Here is an 11414-nt window from a genome sequence, read left to right as displayed (position 1 = left end):
GCACCCCACCCACGCCGCCGTCAGCCTGCCGGCCACGGGCTTCCTCACCCACTGGCTCGCCACCCTGCGCGCCCGCCTCCACCGCCGGCCCACCGACGACTACCCCCTCACCCCCGCGGCGCTCGCCGACATGGGGCTGAACGAATCCGACCTGATGGCGATCCGCAGCGGGCTGTTTGAGGGGGACGGGACGCGGCGGGGGCGGTGAAGCATCGGCATGGCGAACAGATTGACCAGCTCGGGTGGCAGGCAGCCGGAAGCGGCCTACAATTTCTCGCAACCCGCCACCCACCCGCCGAGGCTGCCCATGCACATCTCCCGGCCAAACCGTGCCCGCCTTGAAGGCCTGTTCCTGCTGGTGTTCTGTATCGCCATCCCGCTCGCCCTGCACATCACCTTCAGGGGCAGTCATTTGGACACCGGCGGCGGCGAGCACAGAACCTACTGGATCGACCCCATCGGCACCACGCTGCCCTTCGTGGGGCTGGCGGCCCTGGTCATGCGCCGCACAAGAACCCTCGCCGACCGCTCCCCCCTCCCCACCTATCTGGGCGGCGCGCTGGGCTGGCTGGCGATGATGGGGTTCTCGCTCTACCTCGCCAGCCTTCCCACCGGCCCGGACAGTTCGTCAACCATGGGCGTGGCGGTCATCTTCACGCCCCTCTTCTACCTGCCCTACCTGCTCCTGCCCTACGGGCTCGACCTGCTGATCAGCTCAACCACGCGCGGCAAGGCTTCCGACAACGCAGGCGACAGGAACAGCAGAACCTGAACCCGCCCCCCGCCAGCGCGACCGGCACAGCTCCGGGAGACACAGCCCAGGTCAGCCGCCCCCAAACCCCACCTCCAGCCAGTCCAGCAGCGCCTTGATCCGGGCCGGCTGGTAGCGTCGGCTGGGATAGGCCACGTACAGCGGGGTGCGGTCGTAGATGGCGTCGGGGAAGAGGTCGACGAGGCGGCCGGCGTCCAGGTCGGCCTGCACGTCGATGCGGGATTTGTAGGCGATGCCGTGGCCGGCGACGGCCCACTGGCGGACGAGGGCGCCGTCGTCGGCGGCACGGTCGCCGGTCACCACGATCTCCCGGTGCTGGCCCCCGTGGAACAGGCGCCAGCGGTTGAAGAGCTCGCCATTGCGGTAGAAACAGATGCAGTTGCGCCGGGCCAGCGCCTCAAAGCTTTCGGGGTGGCCGTGGCGGGCGAGGTAGTCCGGCGAGGCGACCAGCACGCGGCCGTTGTCGCACAGCTTGCGGCCGACGAGGCCGGAATCCTCGCTGAGGCCGTAGCGCAGCACCAGATCGATGGGGTTGCGGTAGAGGTCGATGAGCCCGTCCGACAGGTGCATCACCAGCCGCACCTGGGGGTGGCGCTGGCGGAAGGGTTCGAGGAGCGTATCGAGCCGGTCGCGGCCCAGGTCGGAAGGCGCGCCCAGGTGGATGTCGCCGGAGAGCTGCTCGCGGCCCTGGCGCAGCGCGGAGAGGCCCTCCTCCAGCGCCAGCTGGGATTGCTGGCAGTAGGCGAGGAAGGTCTCGCCGGCCTGGGTGAGCCGCAGCGAGCGGGTGGAGCGCTCGATGAGCTGGCTGTCGACCCGCTGCTCGAGCCGCTTGATCGCCGCGCTGGCGGCGGCAGGGCTCATGTTCAGGGCACGGCCGGCGGCACTGATGTTGCCGAGTTCGGCCACGCGGATGAAGAGTTGCACGTCGGGCAGGTGGAGCATCTTCAAATCTCGTTTGATATTGCGTCAAAGGATAGACCAATTATCAAAGCAGATCGCCCACCCTAGACTTTCGGCCATCTTCCCCAACTGAGTGTTGCCGCCATGACCTCTCCGCTTTTCGAGCCGACCCGCATCGGCGACCTGACCCTCCCCAACCGCATCGTGATGCCGCCCCTCACCCGCGCCCGGGCGGCCCAGCCGGGCAACGTGCCCACCGCGATGAACGCCGCCTACTACGCCCAGCGGGCGAGCGCCGGGCTGATCATCGCCGAGGCCACCGACATCTCGGCGGACGCCAAGGGCTATTCCCTCACCCCGGGCGTGCACAGCGCAGCGCAGATCGCCGGCTGGAAGTTGGTGACCGACGCCGTGCATCGCCAGGGCGGGCGGATCTTCCTGCAGATCTGGCATTGCGGCCGGATGTCCCACGTGGACTTCCACAACGGTGCGCTGCCGGTGGCGCCGTCGGCGGTGGCCTTCGCGGGGCAGATCTGGAAGGCCGGGCAGTATGCCCAAGGCGGCATGGTGGCGTGCCCGACGCCCCGCGCACTCGAGACAGCCGAGATCGCCGGCATCGTGGCGGATTTCCGTCAGGCGGCGCTCAATGCCATCGAGGCCGGGTTTGACGGGGTGGAGATCCACGCCGCCAACGGCTACCTGATCGACCAGTTCCTGCGCAGCACGTCCAACCAGCGCAGCGACCAGTACGGCGGCAGCCGCGAGAACCGCCTGCGCTTTCTGCTCGAAGTGACCGACGCGGTGACCGGCGCCATCGGCGCGGCCCGCACCGGCGTGCGCCTGTCGCCGCGCAACCGGGCCAATGGCATGGACTGCCCGGACAGCATTCCCACCGCCGTCGAGGCCGCCGCCCGGCTGGCCGAGCGCGGCGTGGCCTATCTGCACACCAACGAGCCGGGCGACGACAGCCCGGAAGCCACCGAGGTGCGCCAGCAGCTGCGCGCCGCCTTCCCCGGCCCGATCATCGTGGCCGGCGGCTACACGCGGGAGCGCGCCGACGCGGTGCTCGCCAGCGGCGACGTGGATCTGGTGGCCTTCGGCAAGCTCTTCATCGCCAACCCGGATCTGCCCGCCCGCCTGCAGCACGGCTGGCCCCTCAACACGCCGGAACCCGCCACCTTCTTCGGCGGCGACGCCCGTGGCTACATCGACTACCCCACCCACACCACCACCGAGGAGCAGCCCGCATGAAAGCCGTCGGCTACCAACAACCCGGCGCCATCGACCGCGCCGACGCCCTGATCGACATCGAGATCGCCCGCCCCGTGCCCACCGGCCGCGACCTGCTGGTGGAGGTGCAGGCCGTTGCGGTGAATCCGGTGGATACCAAAGTGCGCCGGAGCGCCGCCCCGCCCGAGGGCGAGTACAAGGTGCTGGGCTACGACGCGGTGGGCATCGTCCGCGAGACGGGGCCGGACGCGACCCTGTTCCGCCCCGGCGACGCGGTGTGGTACGCCGGCGCCATCGACCGCGCCGGCAGCAATGCGGAGTTCCAGCTGGTGGATGAGCGCCTCGTCGGCCGCAAGCCGTCCAGCCTTTCCCCGGCCGACGCCGCGGCGCTGCCGCTCACCGGCATCACCGCCTGGGAGCTGCTGTTCGACCGCCTGAAGGTGCCGCTGGCCGGCGAAGGCCGCCCCGGCACGCTGCTCATCGTCGGCGCCGCCGGCGGGGTGGGCTCGATCCTGATCCAACTGGCCCGCCAGCGCACCGGGCTCACCGTGGTCGGCACCGCGTCGCGGCCAGAGAGCCGGGCCTGGGCGCTGGCGCTGGGCGCCCACCATGTGATCGACCACCGCCAGCCCTTCGTGCCGCAGATCGAAGCCCTCGGCGTGCCGCCGGTGGATTACGCGATCAGCCTGACCCACACCGACCAGCACTTCGCGCAGCTGGTGGACGCCCTGGCGCCCCAGGGCAAGCTGGCCCTGATCGACGACCCGGAGCCGATCGACGTGCGCCTGATGAAGCGCAAGAGCCTGAGCCTGCACTGGGAGCTGATGTTCACCCGGTCGCTGTTCCACACCGACGACATGGACGCCCAGCACCGCCTGCTGAACGCCATCGCCGATCTGGTGGATCAGGGCGCGATCCGCAGCACCGTGCAGGCGAAGCTCGGCCCGATCTGCGCGGCCAACCTGCGCCAGGCCCACGCGCTGCTGGAGAGCGGCACGGCGGTGGGCAAGATCGTGCTGGAAGGGTTTGCGTAAGCCGCAGCCCGGCGGGCCGGGCCAAAACCCGACCCCGCCTGCCGCGGTCAGTCTGACGGCTTGCTGGCGCCCCGCCGCAGCCAGCGCAGGATGGTGGTGAACAGCCGGTCGGGCTCGACGGGCTTGGAGAGGAAATCGTCCATCCCCGCGGCCATGCACTGGGCGCGATCCTCGGCGAAGGCGTTGGCGGTCATCGCGACGATGGGTACGCGCTCGCGGCCCGGCAGCCGCCGGATCCGGCGGGTGGCTTCGAGGCCGTCCATCTCGGGCATCTGCATGTCCATCAGGATCAGATCGAAGGGCGCGTTGCCGAGCATGTCCACCGCCACCGCGCCATTGCCGGCGATCGCCACGTCCAGCCCCGCGTCGAGCAGGAACAGGCGCGCGACCTCCTGATTGACCGGCTCGTCCTCCACCAGCAGCACGTGGGCGCCGGCAAAATCGCGACGCAGGATCACGTCGGCCTGACCCGCCTCGGAGGGCAGCGCCGCCTGGGCATTGACCGCCCGGCCAACCGCCACCCAGGCGGTGAACCAGAAGACGCTGCCGACCCCCTGGGTGCTCTCGGCGCCAGCCTCGCCGCCCATCAGCTCGGCCAGGCGCCGGGTGATGGCCAGCCCGAGACCGGTGCCGCCGTACTTGCGGGTGTTGGAGGCGTCGCCCTGCTCGAAGGCGCCGAACAGCTTGGGCAGCACTTCGGGGGGCACGCCCACGCCGCTGTCACGCACCTCGACCCGCAGCTTGATGCGCCCGTCGCGCCGTTCGAGCACCCGGGCGCCGAGGGACACCGTGCCTTTCTCGGTGAATTTGACCGCATTGCTGGCGAGGTTGAGGATCGCCTGGGTGAAGCGGGTCGCGTCGCCGCGCACTAGGCTGGGCAGGCTCTCGATGTTGAGCTCCATCCGCAGGCCCTTGGCGCTGACCCGCTCGTTGAGCATCGAGGCCACGCCCGAGACGATGCTGTCGAGGGCGAACTCGCTGTCTTCGAGCAGGAACTTCTCGGCCTCGATCTTGGAGAGGTCGAGGATGTCGTTGATGACGCCGAGCAGATGCTGGGCGGCGCTGTCGATCTTGTCGAGCTGCTCGGCCTGCTGGGCGCTGACGCCCTCGCGCCGCATGATGTGGGCCATGCCCAGCACGGCGTTGAGGGGCGTGCGGATCTCGTGGCTCATGTTGGCCAGGAAGGCGCTCTTGGCGCGGCTGGCGCTTTCGGCGGCATCTTTGGCCAGGGCCAGCTCGCGGGTGCGCTCCTCGACCAGGCTCTCCAGGTGCAGGCGGTAGCGTTCGAGCTCCTGCTCGATGCGCTTCTCTTCGGTGATCTCCCGGTTGATGCACAGGTAGTGGGAGATGCTGCCGTCGGCCCGGCGCACCGGCGAGATCACCGCCCACTCGACATACACGTCGCCGTTGCGGCGGCGGTTGATGAACTCGCCGCGCCACGAATCACCCCGCGTGAGGGACTGCCACATCTGGCGGAAGACCTCCGGCGGGGTCTGCCCGGACTGCATGATGCGCGGGTTCTTGCCGCGCACTTCTTCGAGGGTGTAGCCGGAGACCTGCTCGAAGGCGGCATTGACGTACAGGATGCACGCGTCCAGATCGGTGAGGACGATGCTGCCCGGGTTCTGCTCGACGGCCGTGGACAGCATGCGCAGCTGTTCCTCGGCGAGCTTGCGCTCGGTGATGTCGGTGGAGATGCCGCACAGGGCGTAGATGGTCCCATCCTCGCGGCGCAGCGGCAGCTTGACCGACAGGAAGCTCCGGGTCTGCCCGCTGTTGACGTCGCGATTGGTCTCCTCGAGTTCGATCCGCTCGCCACCGGCAATCACCCGGCGGTCGTTCTCGCGCAGCCGGGCGGCGGTGGGGCTGTCGAAGAACACGTCGTCCGACCTGCCGACAACCGCCTCGCGGTCGGCGCCAAACAGCGCGCATACCTCGCGGTTGGCGTAGGTGTAGCGATAGTCCACGTCCTTGATGTAGATGTAGGCACCCACGTTGTCGAGGATGGTGGCGAGCATCTCCTCGCTCTGACGGCGGCGCTCCTCGCCGAGGCGGCGCTCGGTCACGTCGAGCACAATGCCGATGTAGCTGATCAGCCGCGCCTGATCGTCGAACACCGGCTGGCCGCGGCACAGCAGCCAGCGGGGCGGGGTGTCGGGCGGCAGCATCACCCGCCATTCGGTCTCGAAGGCCGCGGCGGTCTGGCGGGCCTCGGTGACGACGGAGATGACCCGGTCCAGGTCGTCCGGGTCGATGGTCTGCCACCAGGTTTCGGACGACGGGATCACCCCGTCGGGCGGAAGGCCGTAGAGCGCCCACAGTTCGTCGGACCAGAAATGGTTGTTGCTGTCGATGAACCATTCCCACGAGCCGGCCCGGGCGGCGTCGAGGGCCAGCCGCAGACGCCGCTCGCTGGCCCGGAGCAGCGCTTCGGAGAGGCTGCGCTCGGTCACGTCGGTGACCGTGACGAGGATGTGCTCGACCCCGTCCAGCGACAGGCCGGCGAGGCTGATCTCGACGGCCAGCTCGGAACCATCCTTGCAGCGGCCGAAGAGGTTGCGCCGGTTCATCAGCATCTGGGCCTGGCCCGGCACGGCCCGGAACATGTCGCGCTGGATGGCGTGGTTGACGCGCATCGGTTCGGGCACCAGCTGCTCGACCAGCGCGCCGGTGAGCTCGCCCGGCAGGTAGCCGAACATCCGCTCGAGGGCCGGATTGACCAGCACCATATGACCGTCGCCCGACACCACGGCCAGGCCGTCGACGCTGGTGTCCCACACCTGGCGGAAGCGCGCCTCGCTGTGGGCCTTGGCTTCCTCGGCCCGGTGCAGATCGGAGATGTCGGTGAAGGTGAGCACCGCGCCGGCGTTGCGGCCGTTCTCGTCTCGGTAGGCGTCGATCTGCATCAGGTAGTGGAAGCCACGCTGATGAACGTGCTCGACGGTGGACTCGCTGCGCGCCACCACGCCCTCGACCCACTCCCGCAGGCGCGGCAGATCGAGATAGCACGGCACACCATACAGAAACTGCCCGATGTCGTTGGGCAGCAGGCCAAAAATGCGCGAGGCCAGCGGGTTGAAGCGGGTCACCCGGCCATCCCGGTCGACCACGATCAGGCTGGTGCGGATGGAGTTCTGGATGTTGCCGAGGGTGGCGTTGAGGCGGGCGTACTCGACCGACTTCACCTGCAACTCGTCGTTGAGGCTGGTGAGCTCCTCGTTGGTGGCCTGGAGTTCTTCGTTGGACGCCTGGAGCTCCTCGCCGGCGGATTGCAGCTCCTCGTTGAGGCACTGGAGTTCTTCGTTGGAGGCTTCGAGCTGCTCGATGACCGCCTGCAGGTGCTCGCGGGTGTCGGCGAGTTCCTGGCGCAGCCGGCCGATCTCGTCGGCCGCCTCGCCCGGCGGCAGCACCTCGACGACGCCCGTGGCGCGCACGGTGGGCGTGGTCCGGGTTTCCTCGAAGCCGATCAGGAACGCCCACTGGGGATCGGTCCCGCCGCTCTCGACGCGCCGCACCACCGGACGCACCTTCAGGGTCTCGTCGCCAAAGCGCACCAGGGTGCCCAGGCCCTGCAGCTCCTGGAGCTGCTCCTGGCGCATCCGGAAACACAGGGCGCGCAGCTCGCTGCGCAGCTCGGGCAGACACAGGCCGAACACCGAGAAATCGGCGCTGCCCGCCGGCAGGGTGAAGTAGCGCCGCGACGCGCCGAAGAAATGCAGCGGCTCGAAGCTCGCGTCGATCAGCACCGCCGGCGGCCCGTAGGCATCGAGCAGCACCTTACGGCTGACATCCACCAGGGAGTCGCGCCGCACCGCGCTGGGCGGCCGCGGAACCACCGGCCGGGCCGGCGCCGCCAGATGGGTGACGTGGGGCCGCGCCACCGGTAGCGCGCAGCTACGGTAAAGCTTGCCGCTGGCGTCCAGCGACTCGAAACCGTCGCCGTCGAGGCCCACCGATTCGGACTTGCCCAGCAGCAACAGGCCACCGGGTTTGAGTGCAAAGTGGAAACTGCGTAAAAGCTCGGCCTGCCGGCCGGGCTTGAAGTAGATCAGGATGTTGCGGCAGCTCACCAGATCCATCCGCACCAGCGGCGGATGCCCGACCAGATCGTGCACCGAGAAGACGCACATCTCGCGCAGCTGTTTGGCCACCCGCCAGCCATCGCCCTCGGCGGTGAACCAGCGGGCCAGCCGCTCCGCCGACAGGCCGGCGACCTCCGCCGCCGAATACAGGCCCGCCCGGGCCACGTCGAGGGCTTCCTCGTCGATGTCGGTGGCGAACACCCGGATGTCCAGCTGGCTGAAGCGCTCGCCGAGGATCTCGGCGAGCACGATGGTGATCGAGTAGACCTCCTCACCGGTGGCGCAGGCCGGCACCCACACCCGCAGCGTCTCGCCCGCCTGCTTGCCATCCACAACAGATTGCAGGGCCCGGGCCAGTTCGGTGAAGACTTCCGGGTCGCGGAAGAACGACGACACCGAGATCATGAAGCTCTGCTGCAGCCGGTCCAGCTCGTCCGCGCTCACGCACAGGTGCGCCAGATAGGCGTCGAGCCCGGCCATGTCGAGGGCCCGGCTGCGGCGCAGGGTCTGACGAAGCAGCGTGCTCTCCTTGTAGCAGCGCATGTCCACGCCGCTCTCGCGGGACACCAGGCTCAGGATGGCCTGGAAGGCCTGGGCGTCGTGGCCCGTGGCGCCAGTGGTATCCGGTTCGGCCGGCTCGCCCGCCTGGGCAGCGGATTGTTGTTGATCGAACTCTGGGGAGCTTTTTTTCGTTTCGTCGGTCATCTGTTCACCGGACCATGAGCCACCACGCTCAGACAGCCATGTTAAGCCGAAGCCGCGCCGGTCGACTGCGTTTTGTGCGGTAGTTGACGCAATTCGGCAGAACCGGCGCGGCCGGCCGGAAAGCACGTGCGGTCCTTGCGAAAGCAGCCCGGACGTTCCATGATGAAATCACCGCCCTGCAGGAGATGACATGATGATCCGCAAGATTGCACTTCTTCTCGCCCTGGCCCTGGGCTTTGCCGCTGGCGCCCAGGCGTGCGGCGAAAACGGCGCCAAGAGCGGCAAACCCGACATGAGCAAGCCGGCCACCCCGAAGCCGAGCACCTGATCCCGGACACCACATAACAGTGAGGGCGCGACAGCGCCCCTCGCGATGATCGCCTCTGCCCATTCCAAGCCCATCAGGAGACAACCCATGCCCCACAGAACCCTGCGTCAGGTCGTTGAAGGCCAGACCCTCGTATCCGCCCTGGCCGATACCACCGTCCGCGCCGCCGCCATCTCGATGGCCAGCAACAACGTGGGCGCGATCCTCGTGGTCGACGCCGCCGGAAAGCTCGCCGGCCTGTTCACCGAGCGCGACGTGCTCAACCGCGTCGTCGCCCGCGGCCTCGACCCGGACGCCACGCCCCTCGCGGCGGTGATGACCACCAAGCTCCAGACCGCCAGCCCCGACAAGCCCCTCGCCCACGCCCTGCACATGATGTTCGAAGGCGGCTTCCGGCACGTGCCGGTAGTCGATGACGGCAAGCCGGTGGGCATGGTGTCGGCACGCAACGCCCTCGGCCTCGAAATCCACCAGTTCGAGCAGGAACTCGTCGAGCGCGACCACATCGCCGAGATTCTCTGATCCCCCGCAGCCGGGGGCGCGTCCCGCCCGGAGGTGCCCCCAGCCGTCAAGCCGGCGCGGAAATCAGCGCAAATCGCGCTAAAATTGCGGTTTCCCCTCTGGTCAGCCCAATCCCATGTTCTCCGGAATCGTTGCCGCCACCGGCCGCATCCTGAGCGTCACGCCCCTTGAAGACGGCGTGCGCCTGGCCGTCGATGTGGGCACCCTTGATCTCGACGACGTCCAGCTCGGCGACAGCATCGCCAACAACGGCGTGTGCCTCACCGTCATCGCCCAGGACGGCAAGGTCGTCAGCTTCGACGTCTCCCGCGAAACCCTCAACTGCACCGTCGGCCTCGACGCCCCGGGCGAGGTGAACCTCGAAAAGGCCCTGCGCCTGGCCGACCGCCTCGGCGGCCACCTGGTCACCGGCCATGTGGACGGCATCGGCAGCGTGCAGAAGTTCGAGCCGGTCGGCGAAAGCCACGAGCTCATCATCCGCGCCCCCGCCAGCCTCGCCGGCTACATCGCCCGCAAGGGTTCGATCACCGTCGACGGCGTGAGCCTCACCGTCAACTGGGTGAAGGGCTGCGACTTCTCGATCAACCTCATCCCCCACACCGTCCAGGTCACCACGCTCAAGCGCCTCGCCGCCGGCAGCACGGTCAACCTCGAGATCGACCTCATCGCCCGCTACGTCGAGCGCATGCAGGCCTGGCGCAACGAGCAGGAAGGAAGCCCCGCATGAGCGCGCTGGCCCCCATCAACGAAATCATCGCCGACATCAAGGCCGGCCGGATGGTCATCCTCGTGGACGAGGAAGACCGCGAGAACGAAGGCGACATCGTCATCGCCGCCGAGCACATCACGCCTGAAGCCATCAACTTCATGGCCAAGCACGCCCGCGGCCTGATCTGCCTGACCCTCACCGAAGAGCGCTGCCGCCAACTGGGCATCAACCAGATGGCGCGCGACAACCGCAGCCAGTTCTCCACCGCCTTCACGGTGTCCATCGAAGCCGCCGAAGGCGTGACCACCGGCATCTCCGCCGCCGACCGCGCCCGCACCGTGCAGGCCGCCGTGGCCCGCCACGCCCGGCCCGCCGACATCGTCCAGCCCGGTCACATCTTCCCGATCATGGCCAAGCCCGGCGGCGTGCTGATCCGCGCCGGCCACACCGAAGCCGGCTGCGACCTCGCCGGCATCGCCGGGCTCGAGCCCGCGTCGGTGATCTGCGAGATCATGAACGACGACGGCACCATGTCGCGCATGCCCGAACTCATCGAGTTCGCCCAGCACCACGGCCTCAAGATCGGCGCGATCCGCGACCTCATCGAATACCGCGCCCGCACCGAGAAGCTCATCGAGAAGGTCAGCGAGAAGACCGTCAGCACCCCCCACGGCGACTTCCGCCTGTCGGCCTTCGAAGACCGCACCTCCGGCGATGTTCACCTCGCCATGACCTACGGCGCCATCTCGCCCGAGGTCGAAACCCTGGTGCGCGTCCACGAACCCGTCTCGGTGCTCGACTTCCTCGACCCCGCCAGCGGCCGCCACACCTTCCCGATCGACGCCGCGCTCAAGCGCATCGCCCAGCACGGCAACGGCGTGATCGTCCTGCTCTACCGCCCCCAGAGCGGCCAGGAACTCCTCGCCCAGCTCGCCACCGACCCCACCGCACCGCGCGCCGCCCTGAAGTGGGATCCGCGCCTGTTCGGCGTCGGCGCCCAGATCCTGCGCGAACTGCAGGTGGGCAAGATGCGTCTGATGGCCAGCCCGCGGAAGATCCCCAGCATGACCGGCTTCGGCCTCACCGTCGTCGGCCACGCGGCCCTCGACGCCTGACCCGGCCTCCACTCCAT

At 68.9% G+C, this 11414-nt stretch carries 10 protein-coding genes; 8 read left to right on the top strand and 2 right to left on the bottom strand.

Annotation, left to right across the window (positions count from 1 at the left end; translation table 11 throughout):
* Together Q0672_RS02470 and Q0672_RS02465 are read left to right on the top strand one after the other, a co-directional pair.
* Positions 1-208 (top strand): hypothetical protein (locus Q0672_RS02470; RefSeq protein WP_298619350.1); only part of this gene is annotated, 208 nt, incomplete at its 5' end.
* 9 nt (positions 209-217) lie between these two features.
* Positions 218-772 (top strand): hypothetical protein, encoded by a 555-nt coding sequence (locus tag Q0672_RS02465; protein WP_298619347.1) that lies wholly within the window; start codon positions 218-220, stop codon positions 770-772.
* Positions 773-823: 51 nt separating this feature from the next.
* Here Q0672_RS02465 and Q0672_RS02460 read toward each other — a convergent pair whose 3' ends face one another.
* Complete coding sequence (locus Q0672_RS02460; RefSeq protein ID WP_298619345.1) at positions 824-1714, bottom strand: LysR family transcriptional regulator; 891 nt, start codon at positions 1712-1714, stop codon at positions 824-826.
* A gap of 102 nt (positions 1715-1816) precedes the next feature.
* Between Q0672_RS02460 and Q0672_RS02455 the strand changes: the two genes are divergently transcribed.
* Positions 1817-2923 (top strand): alkene reductase, encoded by a 1107-nt coding sequence (locus Q0672_RS02455; RefSeq protein WP_298619343.1) that lies wholly within the window; start codon positions 1817-1819, stop codon positions 2921-2923.
* A complete protein-coding gene (locus Q0672_RS02450; RefSeq protein ID WP_298619341.1) occupies positions 2920-3936 on the top strand; it encodes a zinc-binding alcohol dehydrogenase family protein in 1017 nt (338 codons plus the stop codon). Before Q0672_RS02455 ends, Q0672_RS02450 begins: the two co-directional genes overlap by 4 nt.
* A gap of 47 nt (positions 3937-3983) precedes the next feature.
* On the opposite strand, the gene Q0672_RS02445 is transcribed toward Q0672_RS02450, so the two are convergent.
* Positions 3984-8723, bottom strand: coding sequence for a PAS domain S-box protein (locus tag Q0672_RS02445; RefSeq protein WP_298619339.1), 4740 nt, complete (start codon positions 8721-8723; stop codon positions 3984-3986).
* Between the two features lie 190 nt (positions 8724-8913).
* Between Q0672_RS02445 and Q0672_RS02440 the strand changes: the two genes are divergently transcribed.
* The 4 genes from Q0672_RS02440 (at position 8914) to ribBA (ending at position 11397) form a co-directional block, all read left to right on the top strand.
* Positions 8914-9051: a hypothetical protein gene (locus tag Q0672_RS02440; RefSeq protein ID WP_153162791.1), complete on the top strand. Its 138-nt coding sequence runs from the start codon at positions 8914-8916 to the stop codon at positions 9049-9051.
* A gap of 87 nt (positions 9052-9138) precedes the next feature.
* Entirely contained in the window at positions 9139-9573 is a 435-nt protein-coding gene (locus Q0672_RS02435) for a cyclic nucleotide-binding/CBS domain-containing protein (protein ID WP_153162792.1), read from the top strand.
* 115 nt (positions 9574-9688) lie between these two features.
* Complete coding sequence (locus Q0672_RS02430) at positions 9689-10300, top strand: riboflavin synthase (protein ID WP_298619337.1); 612 nt, start codon at positions 9689-9691, stop codon at positions 10298-10300.
* A complete protein-coding gene (gene ribBA / locus Q0672_RS02425; protein WP_298619334.1) occupies positions 10297-11397 on the top strand; it encodes a bifunctional 3,4-dihydroxy-2-butanone-4-phosphate synthase/GTP cyclohydrolase II in 1101 nt (366 codons plus the stop codon). Before Q0672_RS02430 ends, ribBA begins: the two co-directional genes overlap by 4 nt.
* Positions 11398-11414 lie beyond the last annotated feature (17 nt).

Origin of the sequence: uncultured Zoogloea sp., from assembly GCF_937894855.1 — a bacterium.
GTDB classification, from domain to species: domain Bacteria; phylum Pseudomonadota; class Gammaproteobacteria; order Burkholderiales; family Rhodocyclaceae; genus Zoogloea; species Zoogloea oryzae.
This window is presented reverse-complemented; position numbering and strand designations above follow the sequence as displayed.

Coding starts and splice junctions, on each gene's coding strand:
- Q0672_RS02450 (WP_298619341.1), top strand. CDS start 2,920: ATGAAAGCCGTCGGCTACCAACAACCCGGCGCCATCGACCGCGCCGAC.
- Q0672_RS02460 (WP_298619345.1), bottom strand. CDS start 1,714: ATGCTCCACCTGCCCGACGTGCAACTCTTCATCCGCGTGGCCGAACTC.
- Q0672_RS02430 (WP_298619337.1), top strand. CDS start 9,689: ATGTTCTCCGGAATCGTTGCCGCCACCGGCCGCATCCTGAGCGTCACG.
- Q0672_RS02465 (WP_298619347.1), top strand. CDS start 218: ATGGCGAACAGATTGACCAGCTCGGGTGGCAGGCAGCCGGAAGCGGCC.
- ribBA (WP_298619334.1), top strand. CDS start 10,297: ATGAGCGCGCTGGCCCCCATCAACGAAATCATCGCCGACATCAAGGCC.
- Q0672_RS02445 (WP_298619339.1), bottom strand. CDS start 8,723: ATGACCGACGAAACGAAAAAAAGCTCCCCAGAGTTCGATCAACAACAA.
- Q0672_RS02440 (WP_153162791.1), top strand. CDS start 8,914: ATGATGATCCGCAAGATTGCACTTCTTCTCGCCCTGGCCCTGGGCTTT.
- Q0672_RS02455 (WP_298619343.1), top strand. CDS start 1,817: ATGACCTCTCCGCTTTTCGAGCCGACCCGCATCGGCGACCTGACCCTC.
- Q0672_RS02435 (WP_153162792.1), top strand. CDS start 9,139: ATGCCCCACAGAACCCTGCGTCAGGTCGTTGAAGGCCAGACCCTCGTA.